The following is a 14,652-nucleotide window of genomic DNA, read 5'->3' on the forward strand; positions in this document are numbered from 1 at the left end:
TCCTGTTAGCTATGACTAATCTTTCTCGTCAAGAAATCTCCAATAAACTGGATTACGAAGATGATAACTAAAATCAAAAGGGTTGCTAAAAAGGTCACATCATTATTATACCGTAGGTAGCCGTATGATAGCGCAACCTGTCCCAAACCACCTGCTCCGATAGCTCCTGCCATGGCAGTATAGCCGACCAAAGAAACCAGGGCAAAGGTCGTCACACGAATCAAGTCAGGCAGACCCTCACGCAGATAGACAAGGACAATATCCCAGAACGTCGCTCCTGAAGCCTGTGCGGCCTCAATGACACCACGGTCCAATTCTGACAAGACCACTTCAACCTGACGGGCAAAGAAGGGAAAGACTGAAAGGGCAAGCGGCACCAAGGCTGCCTCCGTACCAATCGTTTTCCCAACAATAATTTTTGTCAAAGGAGCAATGGCCGCCAACAAAATAATGAAAGGAATGGCACGGAAGATAGAAGCTACCTTATCCAAAATCCAGTAAACCGTCCTATTTTCAATGACACCGCGAGGACCAGTCAATACCAAGAACAAACCTGAAACCAAGCCCATAAAGCCACCAAAAGCAAAGGAAACAAAGGTCATATAGAGGGTCAAATTAAAATGTGTTAACCAACCTGTCTGACCATCCCAGCCCAATTTATAAATATCTGGAAAATTCGTTTGAATCCATTCTAACATCTAGTTTGCTCCTTTCAAAATCGTCACTTCCACACGCGCCTCCGTCACTGCCTCAATCGCACGGTGCAACTGACCAGGTTCACCTGATAAGATCACTACCATCTCACCAACTGGCGTATGGTCCAAAATCTCAATATTGCCATACAAAATATTGGCAGATACTTGATAGAATTTGTACAAATCATTGACAATTGCCGTATCCGTGTTGGAACCAGCATACTTGAGTTGCACTAAAATGCTATTCTCAGGCAAATTCTTAACAATATCCTGCTGGTAAATTTTCACCAAGGCCTCATCAATTCCTGTTGCTGTTTTGATGAAGTCCTGTGTCAATTCTTCTTTTGGATGAGAGAAGATTTCTAAAACGGAACCTTCTTCGATCAAGTGACCATCCTGCATAACAGCCACACGGTTACAAATATCTTTTACAATCTGCATTTCATGGGTAATCATAACAATGGTCAAGCCCAATTTTTCATTCAATTCCTGCAAAAGTGCCAAAATCTGCTTAGTCGTTTTCGGATCCAAGGCAGAAGTAGACTCATCAGAAATCAAGATTTTAGGGTCATTGGCCAAGGCACGGGCAATGGCAACACGTTGCTTTTGACCACCAGACAATTGAGCTGGATAGTTTTCAGCACGGTCAGAGAGCCCAACCAAGTCCAACAACTTAGCAACTTTTTCTTTCTTCTCTTCCTTGCTCAAACCCGAATGCTTAAGTGCAAAGGCGACGTTTTCTTCTGCCGTCATTTGAGCCATCAGATTGAAATGTTGGAAAATCATGCCGATTTCACGGCGTTTGCTCCGCAATTGAGCTGGGGTAAGTGTGACCTTTTCTCCCTCGTAAATTACATCCTCATCAATGGTAATCTTACCCGCAGACGGCACCTGCAATAAATTAATCACTCGAACAAGGGTAGATTTCCCTGCTCCAGAATACCCTACGATACCGTAAATATCCCCTTGATTGATATGGATGGTCACATCCTTTACCGCTTCGATCGTACGTTTTTTCTGCTGGAAAGTTACATCAATATTATCTAGCTTAATCATTTCCTTACTCATAACTTGCAATTAACTCCTCTACTAATTCAACATGGCTATAGTAGTCAGCGATGCTGACATTTTCATCACCAGCATGGTCGCGACTGTTGGCATTTCCTAGACCAAATCCTGCAATCGGCACACCTAGAGCATGAAAGACTGTATGCATGGGTCCTGTCCCCGGTGACGTCGGCAAGACAGCAACTCCTTCTGGTGTCAATTTTTTGGCCAATTCAATCACATTGACAATGGCAGGGTGCGACATATCACTTCGGTAGCTCATCTCTCCTAGAGTGAAGACAACCTCAACTTTGTCAAAACCATGTTTGTCCAAATGCTGTCGAATCTTATCTAATACATCATGCGGCTCCAACCCAGGTACCAGACGGACTTCCATCTTAGCAGAAGCCTGAGCTGGTATGATGGTCTTGACACCTTGACCAAGATAGCCAGTTGACAAGCCTTCAATGGTAATCGATGGCTCAAAATACAAACGCTTCAAAAACTCACGACGATCTTCTACCAAGGTTGGAAGGGTTAGTCCATAAATATCCGTCATAGACTGACTGGTAGCCAGTGCAAATTCTTCCACTAAGGCCAATTCACGCTCATTTGGCTCTTGAACCTGATCGTAAATGCCATCTACCAGAATTTGCCCATCTGCAGCCCGCATGGATTGAAGTGCTGATAATAAATACCAGCTTGCCGAATCAATGACACCTCCATAGGAAGAATGAATATCCAAGTCAGCTGATTTGACCTGAAGATCGAAGGTCACAATTCCTTTATTTCCCCCAGCAATTTCTAGCTGATGTAGGCTATTGCGATGCCCCTGCTCCCAGACAAGCAAATCAGCACCAATCAAGTGTTCCTTGTATTTTGAAAGGTATTTGTCCAAGTCGACAGAGGCTGACTCTTCTGCCCCCTCCATAATAAAGATGATATTAACAGGGAGCTGACCATCTTGTCTAGCCTGATATTTTTTCAGGGCAGATAAACGGGCTGTGATATGGCCCTTGTCATCGTCCACCCCACGACCATAGATATAGCCATCGGAAATGGTCAATTCGAAGGGGTTGCCCTTCTCCCAGACCTGATCGGCATCTGCAGGTACTGTATCATAATGATTGTAGAAAATCAATGTTTTCGCATCTGGCACCGAAGCCTTAAACGTTGACATGACAAATGGTGCGGCATAGCTGTCGTCTAAAACAACCTCTGCACCAGCATCTTCAAACATATCTTTCAAGTAAGTCGCCACATCCAACAAACCAATCTGCTGAGCAAAAATAGATTTCTTTGAAATCAAGACCTTCAACTTTTCAAAATAAGTTTGAATAATCGCATCATTTTCAAATGCTTGAACTTTACTATCTGCCATACTTTCTCCTCATACTCAATGAAAACCAATTAAATCTACTAACCAAAATCAAATATTCTCCCACATTTCTGACTTTGGTTAAGAGATTTTTCTTATCTCTATAAAAACAGATAGAGGGCTGAACAACACTGCCCAGTCCTCAACCTATTTACATTTTACCAAACTGGCTCATCCATACCGTCTGAAGTCTCTTCAATAACTTTTTTCACTTCATCCGTGTGGTAGGCTTCGATAATTTTCTTAATCGCTGCTGCTTGCTCTGATTTTTCCCAATCACTACGAGCTGCAATCAAGTTGTACCACTGTTTTGAATTTTCATCTTTTTGCTCTTTGTAAAGGGCATTTTTGTAATCCAAACCAGCTTCCAACACAAATGTGTTGTTTACAACTGCTGCATCAACTGAGCTAAGTGAGCTTGCTGTTTGACTTGCATCCAACTCAGTGATCTTCAAGTTTTTCTTGTTTTCAGTAATGTCAGCAATAGTTGCCAATTCTGTACCAGATACACCAACCTTGATCAAGCCAGCTGCTTGAAGAAGGTAAAGAGCACGACTTTCGTTTGTTGGGTCGTTTGGAACCGCAATTTCTGCACCATCTGGAATTTCTTCCACTTTAGTGTACTTGTTTTTTCCATCAGCTGTACCTGAGTAAAGACGGATTGGTGCGATATATGTATCCGCAATAGCAACCAAGTCTTCACCATTTTCTTGATTCCAGTTATTCAAGAAGTTGTAGTGCTGGAATGCGTTGATGTCTACTTCATTTTCAGCAACTGCCTTGTTTGGCTGTGAGTAGTCTGTAAATTGAGTGAATTCCAACTTCACTTCGTCCCCAAGAATTTTTTGAACTTTATCCCAACGAGCTTCTTCCGACTCACTCAAGCTCATCACACCTACTCGAACAGTTGTTGCAGATGAATCTGAACTTGAAGAAGAGTTACCACATGCAGCAAGTACACCTACTGATAAAGCAGCTGCTGCCAAACTAAACAATTTTTTTAATTTCATAAAATGATCTCCTTAAATTAGAACTGTATCTATCTTAACACAGAATTTTCTTTCTGACTAATTGACTTTTTTTATAGAAAGTTATAACTTTTCGTTATAACAAATACCCTTGCAATTATAAGCATTGATAATGAAAAGAGGGATACCCCTCTTAAAATATATCTACTAAATACTGAAACAGGTCTCGATGTTGCTTACAATCATTGTACAAAAATTCTGGATGCCATTGGATACCAAACAAAGCTTGGTTCCCCCTACTTTCATAAGCTTCTATCGTACCATCTCTAGGATCCAAACCTGTCGCCACCAGTCCTGGAGCCAATTCTTTGATTCGTTGCTGATGGAAGGAATTAATAGGGCTCCCTTGGGCAAACAGTTGACCGATTCGGCTTTTAGGTTTCACTTGTAAACGATGAGATGTCCCCGCAATACCATCTTGCCAATGATGAGCCACCTCTTGTTCCAAGCTTCCGCCTAGAGCAACATTCAACAACTGCATCCCTCGGCAGACTGCAAAAATTGGTTTTCCCTGACGAAGAGCTTCCTCAATCAAAGCCAATTCAAATTCATCCCGTTCCAAGAGGTAATCATTACTATCAATCAAGCGCTCTTGACCGTATAGACTTGGGTCTACATGCTGACCGCCTGATAAAATCAACTTATCAATCATGTTGATATAGTCCTTGGCTAAGTCAGGGGTTCCCATAGGAATAACCATCAGAACTACCTATAAACAATTGCTCGCAAACAAGAGTTTGCCTTTAGCAGTTTCATAGATAAAATCTATACCACACTTAGTAAAAAACTATACTGGAGCCAGCATAAAAAAGTCAAGCTTGATAAACAGGCGTTTTTTCAAGCTTTTATATAGAAGAAATATCAAAAAAGTAGCTCTCTTTCAATCTGTTATAGTCAAAAGTTATAACTCCCTCTAATTTTTTACAATTATACAAGAGTCGTTTTTTCTGTTAGGATAGGGGCATAGAAATATTTTGGAGGAAAAAACATGACTACTACTATTATCGGCTTCCCACGTATCGGAGAACACCGTGAGTTAAAATTTATCACTGAAAAATACTTTAGAAATGAAATTCCACAAGAAGAGCTTTTGGAAGCAGCTAAAGATCTACGTGCTAAGCACTGGAATATTGTTAAAGAAGCAGGCATTACTGAAATCCCAAGCAACGACTTCTCCCACTATGACAATGTTTTGGATGCAGCTGTTCTCTTCAACATCGTACCTAAAGCAGTACAGAACCTTGACTTGACTGACCTTGAAAAATACTTCGCTCTTGCACGTGGTTATCAAGGAGAAAAAGGGGACGTTCGTGCTAGACCGATGAAAAAATGGTTCAACACCAACTACCACTATATCGTTCCAGCTATTGAAAAAGATACAGAAATCAAACTAGCCGGTCATAAGATTTTCGATGAATTCCAAGAAGCAAAGAACTTGGGTATCACAACTCGTCCAGTTTTGATTGGTCCATTCACACTCTTACAATTAACTGATTTTGAAGAAGGTTTAACTGCTACTGATTTCGCTGATAGCTTAGTTACAGCCTACGGACAAGTCTTTGAGAAATTGGCAGAGCTTGGTGCTGAAAAAATCCAGCTGGACGAACCGAGCTTGGTCAAGGATTTGACTGCTGAAGAAAAAGCCCTTTTCCTACGTATCTACCAAACACTCTTGGCAGATAAGAAAGGTTTGCAAGTTCTCATCCAAACCTACTTCGGTGATGTTCGTGATATTTACACAGAATTGACCAGTCTACCAGTTGATGCCATCGGTCTTGACTTTGTAGAAGGTAAGAAAACTGCCGCACTTGTTGCAACTGGTTTCCCAGCTGACAAGACCCTCTACGCTGGTATCGTCAACGGTAAAAATATCTGGCGCAACAACTACGAAAAGAGCCTGGCTGTTTTGGATGCTATTCCAGCTGAAAATGTCGTTATAACAACTTCTTGCTCCCTTCTTCATGTACCTTTCACAACTGCTAATGAAGAATTTGAACCAGCTATCCTCAACCACTTTGCCTTTGCAGTTGAAAAACTGAGCGAATTGCGTGATTTGGATGCCATCCGCAACGGTCAAGGCGAAGTTGCTCTCACAGCTAACAAGGAACTCTTTGCCCTTGAGCGTGTTGGTCGTGATGCAGCCCTTGCAGACCGTCTTGCAGGACTGACAGACGCTGACTATACACGCCTACCAGTCTTTGCAGAGCGTGAAGCCATTCAACGCGAGAAGCTAAACTTACCACTTCTTCCAACAACAACGATTGGCTCTTTCCCTCAAACCAAGGAAGTCCGTAGCACACGCTTAGCTTTCCGTAAAGGAAATATCTCAGAAGAAGAATACGATGCATTTGTCAAAACTCAAACAGATGAGTGGATTGCATGGCAAGAAGAAGTTGACTTCGACGTCTTAGTTCACGGTGAGTTTGAACGAAACGACATGGTAGAATACTTCGGCGAAAACCTGTCTGGTTACCTCTTCAGTAAAAACGGTTGGGTACAATCCTACGGTATGCGTGGAGTTAAACCACCAATCATCTGGGGTGATGTAACACGCTTGAACCCAATTACTGTTAAATGGTCTAGCTATGCTCAAAGCCGTACCAACAAACCAGTCAAAGGTATGTTGACAGGTCCTGTAACCATCCTCAACTGGTCTTTCCCACGTGAAGACATTTCTATCAAGGAATCAACCCTTCAAATCGCCCTTGCGATTAAGGAAGAAGTTCTCGACCTTGAAGCAGCTGGAATTAAGATTATCCAAATCGACGAAGCAGCCCTTCGTGAAAAACTACCACTCCGTCGTAGCGACTGGTACAGCGAGTATCTTGATTGGGCAATCCCTGCCTTCCGTTTAGTACACTCAACTGTTGCACCAGATACACAAATTCACACTCACATGTGCTATAGCGAATTTACTGACATCATTCCTGCCATCGACAATATGGATGCGGACGTTATCTCCTTTGAAGCCAGCCGTTCAAATCTTGTTATTCTAGATGAACTCAAGGCTAAAAACTTCCAAACTCAGGTAGGTCCTGGTGTCTATGACATCCACTCTCCACGTGTCCCTGCCGTTGATGAAATTGCACACACAATCCAAGCCATCCTTGCTAAAGTACCGAAAGAAAAAGTTTGGATTAACCCAGACTGCGGACTCAAGACTCGTGGCGAATCAGAAACAAAAGCTAGTCTTATCCACTTGACTCAAGCAGCTAAGACAGCCAGAAAGGAACTCTAATTTATGATCGGTCAAACCCCAAGTCTCTCATTTGAAATTTTTCCTCCAAAACCAGCAGTAGGCAATGAAAAGATTATCCAAACTCTCGATGAGATGCAAGGTTTGGCCCCTCATTTTATCAGTGTTACATGCAGCAATAACAATTTGAACGTAGAAGAGACTACTGTCAAGTTGGCTAACCATGTTCGCAATGAATTGCATATTCCAACTATCGCACATTTGCCAGCTGCTTACTTGACAAAAGAAAAGGTCCGATCCGTTCTTCATTCTCTCGATGAAATTGGTGTGCATCAGATTTTAGCACTTCGTGGCGATATCATTGAAGGTCTTTCCCCTAAAGAGGACTTCCAGTATGCAACTGACTTGATTTCCTTTATCAAGGAAGAAGCTCCACATTTTGACATTATTGGAGCCTGTTATCCAGAAGTACATCCAGAATCACCAAATTCTGTCTCAGACATCAAAAATTTGAAAAAGAAAGTTGATGCCGGTTGCTCAACCTTGGTAACTCAACTCTTCTTCGATAACGAAGCATTTTATAACTTTCAGGAGAAATGTTCTCTAGCAGACATCGAAGTGCCTATTATCGCAGGTATTATGCCTATCATCAACAGGAATCAGGCACTTCGACTCTTGAAAACCTGTGAGAATATCCGCCTCCCTCGTAAATTCAAGGCCATCTTGGAAAAATACGAGCACAATCCTGAATCTCTTCGGGCAGCAGGTCTGGCCTATGCTGTAGATCAAATTGTTGACTTAGTGACCAATGATGTGGCTGGTATCCATCTCTACACTATGAACAATGCCGAAACGGCCCGCACCATCCATCAAGCAACTCATTCGCTATTCAAACATTATAGTTAGAAAACTCCCCTGAGCCCAAGCTCAGGGGTTATTCTATGCCCTGTGACTCCCAAAGACTACATGATAAATTTTTCACCCCATCATGACATTAATCCAGCAGATGTCTAGGTATGTGACATCTTGCTTACAATAACGAACAGCCATTTAAAATACAGTCACAAGGAGTAAAAATGACACTAAGAGGAGACAGAGAAGCGACGAAATAGAAAAATAGACTCCATCCGTTTTCAATTTACAATATTCAATACAGCATTATGCTGAATAAATCACATTGATTCCCATATATTTTAATCGTAAATAAAAAAACTGACCTTCAAATAAAGATCAGTTCAAGGATAATAAACAGATTACAAGATGGCTAGAATAATGAAATTCAGAATAAATAGAGCTGTGGCACCCCAAAGGATTGGATGAATTTCTTTAGCCTTACCTGTAGAAACTTTTACCAAGCAATAGAAGATAAAGGCTGCTGCAATACCGTAAGAGATAGAGAAGCAAAGCGCCATGAAGAAGGCCGCAAAGAAGGCTGGAAGAGCGTCTTCAAACTGGCTCCAATCCACATCTAGGAATGATGAAACCATCATGACACCGACGATAATCAAAGCTGGAGCAGTTGCCGCTGCTGGTACAATACCGATAAATGGCAAGATAAGAATTGAAAGAAGGAAGAGAACCGCTGTTGTAACAGCTGTCAGACCAGTACGACCACCTGCAGAGATACCTGCAGCCGATTCAACATATGTCGTTGTATTTGAAGTACCAAATAGTGCACCGATAGAGGTACCAATCGCATCTGCAAAGAGCGCCTTGTCCATCTTAGAGTTAAAACCTGTACCATTTTCGAGAGCTTTTTCATCTTCTTCTGAGAAAATACCAGTCTTACGACCTGTACCGATAAAGGTACCAAGTGTGTCAAAGGTATCTGACAAGCTGAATGCAAAGATAGTCATCAAAACAAGTGGTAGACGGCTTGAGTCTGCAAAGAGCGAAGATAAACCATCAAAAGCCGCTAGGAAAGTTGTACCAAGCTCCGCAAAGGCTGTACCGATATTGTTGTTTGCAAAATCGATTGTAGACAGATCCACAACACCTGCTGGAATTCCAGCTAAAGTCGTTGCAATAATACCAATCAAAATTGCTCCACGCACGTTCTTAATAACCAAAACAGCTGTCAAGAGGAGACCGAACACTGTCAAGAGAACACTTGGATCAGTAAAGGTTGAAATACCAGGTACGACACCACCACCAGCAAAAACTGAGAAAACACCGTTTGAGAATGTTTCTGCTGTTGCATCTGCCGGAGCAACACCATTTACAGTAATAATATCTGAACCAGATGTCAAGAAGGTGATTAAATTAGAGTTTTTAAAACCAAGATAGGCAACGAAAACCCCGATACCTCCACCGATGGCATGTTGTAAACTAACTGGAATCGCCTTGATAATACTCTTACGAACCTTTGTAACTGTGATAAAAACGTTAAACAAACCGCAGAGGAAAACCATTGCCAAAGCTTCTTGCCAAGTAAAACCAAGACCAATAACCACTGTATAAGTAAAGAAGGCATTCAACCCCATACCTGGTGCCAAGGCGTAAGGTACGTTAGCAAATAATCCCATAACAAGCGTTGAAACTGCACTGGCAATTATTGTAGCCAAGAAAACAGCCTGTGTTGGCATTCCAGCAACGCTTAACACACTAGGGTTAACAAACAAGATATATGACATGGCAAAGAAAGTCGTAAGTCCTGCCATAATTTCTGTAGAAACAGTCGTTCCATGTTCTTTCAATTTAAAAAATTGATCCATTTTTTCATTTCTCCTTTTAATTTACGAACGATAAAAACATTATAATCAAAAAACATTCCAATTTCAAGTTTTTTAATCTTGAAAACGTTATTTTATTAATTTACAACTCGGAATATTCGTAATTACCGAACATTACAAACTTGCAAAAAAATCTATATAAATTTACTTGCTTCTTTGCTTTTATTATCTCCTTTTGTTATACTGGAAATTATTAGTTCAAGATATGGTTACCTACAAGTACTATTCTTTGACACATAAAATAATTTCTCAGCAATCTAGCTACTAGCTAAACATTATTCACTATTAAAACTAGTATAACAACTCTAGAAAGGAATGCTATTAAATATGAAGAAAAAAATCATAGCTTTCGATTTGGACGGCACATTGCTCAATAATGATAGCCAATTATCTGATTATACCATCTCAACTATAAAGAAGGTCCGCCAAGCAGGACACACCGTTCTTATCGCCACAGGTCGCCCCTATCGAATGGCTGAAAAATTTTACCAACAACTAGAACTGGATACTCCAATGATTAATTTCAACGGTTCTTTAGTTCACATCCCTGGAAAGAAATGGCAATGGGAACAAAATATTTTAATCGACAAAAAATACCTACTCGAATTTCTAAAAGAAGAAGAAACATTCGAGGCAGATTTTATTGCTGGTGAATACAAGAATAAATTCTACATCACTCAAAAGAACTTAGATAAGATTGATCCTGCTCTGATGGGGGTTGAACAGATTACTCCAGATACACTCATCAAACCTGAATTAATCACTAGTGATCCTCATTCCATCCTTATGCAGACTCGTGCAACTGATAAGTATGAACTTGCAAAAGAAATGAATGCCTATTTCAAAGATGAATTAGAAATCAATACGTGGGGAGGACCATTAAATATCCTCGAAACTTGTGCAAAAGGTGTCAATAAGGCAACCGCTCTGAGCTATGTTCTTAACCTCTACCAAGCCACTCCTAGCGACTTAATTGCCTTCGGAGATGAGCACAACGATGTTGAGATGCTAGACCTAGCAGGAACAGCCTATGCCATGAAAAATTGTAGCGATACACTTCGTCCACATGCCGACAGATTGACAGCATTTGCTAATTTTGAAGATGGTGTCGCACGTGAACTAGAAAACCTATTTTTATAGGCATCAAAAACCTGATAAACTGTCAGGTTTTTGTCATATTCGTTGCATATTTTTATCACTTTTTTGAAACCAACTTATGAAAAATTTCGGAAATATTTTGCACTATTAACATAATTCCTCTTGACAAATACACTGAAAACGTTTTATAATAGACAAGTTCAAAAAATGTAAGCCTATTCATAGTTTTACATTTCAAAGGAACTAGAAAAAATTTAGGAGGATCAATAATGAGTATTGGAATCATTATTGCAAGTCATGGCGAATTTGCTGCTGGTATTCATCAGTCAGGTTCAATGATCTTTGGCGAACAAGAAAAAGTACAAGTTGTTACTTTTATGCCAAGTGAAGGTCCAGATGATTTATACGCTAAGCTAAATGCTGCCGTGGACGCATTCGATGCCGATGATGAAGTTTTGGTTTTGGCTGACCTTTGGAGTGGTTCACCATTCAACCAAGCAAGTCGCGTAGCTGGTGAAAATCCAGATCGTAAGTTTGCTATCATCACCGGTCTAAACTTGCCAATGCTTATCCAAGCTTACACAGAGCGTATGATTAACGCTGCTGCTGGCGTGGAAGAAGTTGCGGCAAACATTATCAAGGAAGCCAAAGATGGTATCAAAGTTCTTCCAGAAGAACTTCAACCAGCTGAAGCTACTCCTGTTGCCGATGCTGCTCCTGTTGCACTACAAGGTGCTATCCCTCCAGGTACTGTTATCGGTGATGGCAAGTTGAAAATCAACTTAGCCCGTATCGACACTCGTCTCTTGCACGGTCAAGTGGCGACTGGTTGGACTCCTGCTTCCAAAGCAGATCGTATCATCGTTGCATCAGATACAGTTGCCAAAGATGAATTGCGTAAACAACTCATCAAACAAGCTGCACCTGGTAACGTAAAAGCGAACGTTGTCCCAATCAAGAAATTGATTGAGGTTTCTAAAGACCCTCGATTCGGTAACACTCACGCCTTGATTCTTTTCGAAACTCCTCAAGAAGCTCTTGAAGCAATTGAAGGTGGTGTTGAAATCAAAGAATTGAACGTTGGTTCTATGGCTCACTCAACTGGTAAAACAATGGTTAACAACGTATTGTCAATGGACAAAGATGACGTTGCAACCTTTGAAAAATTGCGTGACCTTGGCGTTGAATTTGATGTGCGTAAAGTACCAAACGATTCGAAGAAAGACTTGTTTGAACTTATCAACAAGGCAAACGTTCAATAAATCGATCTGTTAGTATAGAAAGGATTACAACATGTCAGATATTACACTTATTTCTGCAATTCTCGTTGTCATCGTTGCCTTCTTCGCTGGTCTTGAAGGTATCCTTGACGAATTCCAATTCCATCAACCATTGGTAGCTTGTACCCTTATCGGTCTTGTGACTGGTAACTTGGCTGCAGGTGTTATGCTTGGTGGTTCTCTACAAATGATTGCACTTGGTTGGGCAAACATCGGTGCAGCTGTTGCTCCTGACGCTGCTCTTGCTTCTGTAGCTGCTGCAATCATCATGATCAAAGGTGGCGACTTCTCAACTGAAGGTATTGCCGTTGCAACAACAACTGCTATCCCTCTTGCCGTAGCTGGTCTTTTCCTTACAATGATCGTTCGTACTATCTCAGTCGGTCTTGTACACGGTGCTGACAACGCTGCTAAAGATGCAAACTTCGCTGCTGTAGAACGTTACCACTTGTTTGCTCTTCTCCTTCAAGGTTTGCGTATCGCAGTTCCTGCAGCTCTTCTTCTAGCAATTCCAGCTGAGGCAGTTCAAGCAGTTCTTGAGTCTATGCCAGCTTGGTTGTCAGGCGGTATGGCTGTCGGCGGTGGTATGGTTGTTGCCGTAGGTTACGCTATGGTTATCAACATGATGGCAACTCGTGAAGTATGGCCATTCTTCGCACTTGGTTTTGCCTTTGCTGCTATCAGCCAATTGACACTTATCGCACTTGGTGTTATCGGTGTTGCAATCGCGCTTATCTACCTCAACTTGTCAAAACAAGGCGGATCAGGTAACGGTGGTGCTTCATCTAACGACCCAATCGGCGACATCCTTGAAGACTACTAAGAGAAGGGAGATTCATCATGTCAGAAAAAATTCAACTTTCCGTAAGCGATCGTAAAAAAGTTTGGTGGCGTTCAACCTTCCTTCAAGGTTCATGGAACTATGAGCGTATGCAAAACTTAGGTTGGGCTTATGCAATGATCCCAGCTATCAAAAAACTTTACACTAAAAAAGAAGATCAAGCTGCTGCTCTTGAGCGCCACTTGGAATTCTTCAACACACACCCATACGTTGCTTCACCAATCCTTGGTGTAACTCTTGCCCTTGAAGAAGAGCGTGCTAATGGTGCTGAAATCGATGACACAGCTATCCAAGGTGTGAAAATCGGTATGATGGGACCTCTTGCTGGTATCGGTGACCCAGTCTTCTGGTTTACTGTTCGTCCAATCCTTGGTGCTCTTGGTGCTTCACTTGCACTATCTGGGAATATCATGGGACCAATCATCTTCTTCCTTGGTTGGAACGCAATCCGTATGGCCTTCCTATGGTATACACAAGAATTTGGTTACAAGGCTGGTAGCGAAATCACTAAAGACATGTCTGGTGGTATCCTTCAAGACATCACTAAAGGTGCTTCAATCCTTGGTATGTTCATCCTTGCCGTTCTTGTTCAACGTTGGGTATCTATCAACTTCACCGTTGACCTTCCTGCAAAACAATTGTCAGAAGGTGCTTACATCGTCTTCCCAGAAGGCACTGTAACTGGTACTGAACTTCAAGGTATCTTGGGTGACGCCCTTAGCGGACTTAGCCTTTACCCAACTCAAGCACAAACATTGCAAGGTCAGTTGAACAGCTTGATTCCTGGTTTGATGGGACTTCTCCTTACTTTCCTCTGCATGCACTTGCTTAAGAAGAAAGTAACACCAATCACAATGATTATCGGTCTCTTCATCGTAGGTATTCTTGCTCGTTTCTTCAACATTATGTAATCAAGGACCCCGCTCTTGCGGGGTTTTATGATATAATGAATATCTAGGAAGGGAGCACTATGGCACAATCACAAAATACAAACGTTGAACTACAAACCACAGGGGTTTCCTACATGGGCTTTGGTGGCAAGGTTGGTAAATTTCTAATTGGTGACAAGGCACTTGAATTCTACCCAGATAGCAACGTTGAACGCTATATCCAGATTCCTTGGTCAGAAATGACTAGCATTGGCGCAAACGTTTCTGGCAAAGCAATCAGCCGTCATTTTGAAATTTATACAGAGAAAAGTCGATTCTTGTTTGCATCTAAAGATTCTGGTAAGATTCTTAAAATTGCCCGCGAGCATATCGGCAATGAAAAAGTTGTGAAATTACCAACTCTTATGCAAACAATCGGCAGAAAAATTTCGAATCTATTTGCCAAAAAATAAAAATTCAAGTATAAT

General features: G+C 41.4%; 12 protein-coding genes and 1 pseudogene. 7 read left to right on the forward strand and 6 right to left on the reverse strand.

Annotated elements, in window-relative coordinates:
• Nucleotides 1–5 precede the first annotated feature (5 nt).
• The 5 genes and pseudogenes from GPW69_RS08440 to GPW69_RS08460 form a co-directional block, all read right to left on the reverse strand.
• Complete coding sequence (locus tag GPW69_RS08440) at nucleotides 6–698, reverse strand: methionine ABC transporter permease (protein WP_074391708.1); 693 nt, start codon at nucleotides 696–698, stop codon at nucleotides 6–8.
• On the reverse strand, nucleotides 699–1,763 hold the full coding sequence (locus GPW69_RS08445; RefSeq protein ID WP_074391707.1) for a methionine ABC transporter ATP-binding protein: 1,065 nt from the start codon (nucleotides 1,761–1,763) through the stop codon (nucleotides 699–701).
• The gene (locus tag GPW69_RS08450; RefSeq protein ID WP_074391706.1) at nucleotides 1,756–3,123 is read right to left on the reverse strand and encodes a M20/M25/M40 family metallo-hydrolase; all 1,368 of its coding nucleotides are present in this window, start codon (nucleotides 3,121–3,123) and stop codon (nucleotides 1,756–1,758) included. Before GPW69_RS08450 ends, GPW69_RS08445 begins: the two co-directional genes overlap by 8 nt.
• Nucleotides 3,124–3,278: 155 nt before the next feature.
• On the reverse strand, nucleotides 3,279–4,130 hold the full coding sequence (locus GPW69_RS08455; protein ID WP_074391705.1) for a MetQ/NlpA family ABC transporter substrate-binding protein: 852 nt from the start codon (nucleotides 4,128–4,130) through the stop codon (nucleotides 3,279–3,281).
• A gap of 151 nt (nucleotides 4,131–4,281) precedes the next feature.
• Nucleotides 4,282–4,854, reverse strand: a pseudogene (locus GPW69_RS08460) (gamma-glutamyl-gamma-aminobutyrate hydrolase family protein); the annotation flags it as partial.
• A gap of 282 nt (nucleotides 4,855–5,136) precedes the next feature.
• On the opposite strand from GPW69_RS08460, the gene metE reads away from it, so the two are divergent.
• Together metE and metF are read left to right on the forward strand one after the other, a co-directional pair.
• The gene (gene metE / locus GPW69_RS08465) at nucleotides 5,137–7,386 is read left to right on the forward strand and encodes a 5-methyltetrahydropteroyltriglutamate--homocysteine S-methyltransferase (RefSeq protein ID WP_074391704.1); all 2,250 of its coding nucleotides are present in this window, start codon (nucleotides 5,137–5,139) and stop codon (nucleotides 7,384–7,386) included.
• A 3-nt stretch (nucleotides 7,387–7,389) separates the two neighbouring features.
• Nucleotides 7,390–8,250 carry a methylenetetrahydrofolate reductase [NAD(P)H] gene (gene metF, locus GPW69_RS08470; protein ID WP_074391703.1) on the forward strand — a complete coding sequence of 287 codons (861 nt, stop codon included), beginning with the start codon at nucleotides 7,390–7,392 and terminating at the stop codon, nucleotides 8,248–8,250.
• Nucleotides 8,251–8,597: 347 nt separating this feature from the next.
• Here the strand turns inward: metF and GPW69_RS08475 are convergent, their stop codons facing one another.
• Nucleotides 8,598–10,058 (reverse strand): NCS2 family permease, encoded by a 1,461-nt coding sequence (locus GPW69_RS08475; RefSeq protein ID WP_074391702.1) that lies wholly within the window; start codon nucleotides 10,056–10,058, stop codon nucleotides 8,598–8,600.
• Nucleotides 10,059–10,403: 345 nt separating this feature from the next.
• Here GPW69_RS08475 and GPW69_RS08480 point away from each other — a divergent pair, with 345 nt between their 5' ends.
• The 5 genes from GPW69_RS08480 (at nucleotide 10,404) to GPW69_RS08500 (ending at nucleotide 14,637) form a co-directional block, all read left to right on the forward strand.
• Nucleotides 10,404–11,216, forward strand: a complete 813-nt coding sequence (locus GPW69_RS08480) for a Cof-type HAD-IIB family hydrolase (protein WP_074391701.1) — start codon at nucleotides 10,404–10,406, stop codon at nucleotides 11,214–11,216.
• A gap of 227 nt (nucleotides 11,217–11,443) precedes the next feature.
• Complete coding sequence (locus GPW69_RS08485) at nucleotides 11,444–12,436, forward strand: PTS sugar transporter subunit IIB (RefSeq protein WP_014638554.1); 993 nt, start codon at nucleotides 11,444–11,446, stop codon at nucleotides 12,434–12,436.
• 31 nt (nucleotides 12,437–12,467) lie between these two features.
• Entirely contained in the window at nucleotides 12,468–13,277 is an 810-nt protein-coding gene (locus tag GPW69_RS08490) for a PTS mannose/fructose/sorbose transporter subunit IIC (protein WP_024393899.1), read from the forward strand.
• 17 nt (nucleotides 13,278–13,294) lie between these two features.
• Nucleotides 13,295–14,206, forward strand: a complete 912-nt coding sequence (locus GPW69_RS08495; RefSeq protein ID WP_024416344.1) for a PTS system mannose/fructose/sorbose family transporter subunit IID — start codon at nucleotides 13,295–13,297, stop codon at nucleotides 14,204–14,206.
• A 59-nt stretch (nucleotides 14,207–14,265) separates the two neighbouring features.
• Nucleotides 14,266–14,637 carry a DUF956 family protein gene (locus tag GPW69_RS08500; protein WP_074391700.1) on the forward strand — a complete coding sequence of 124 codons (372 nt, stop codon included), beginning with the start codon at nucleotides 14,266–14,268 and terminating at the stop codon, nucleotides 14,635–14,637.
• The last annotated feature ends 15 nt before the right edge of the window (nucleotides 14,638–14,652 follow it).

It is taken from the genome of Streptococcus suis, assembly GCF_902702775.1.
GTDB classification, from domain to species: Bacteria; Bacillota; Bacilli; order Lactobacillales; family Streptococcaceae; genus Streptococcus; species Streptococcus hashimotonensis.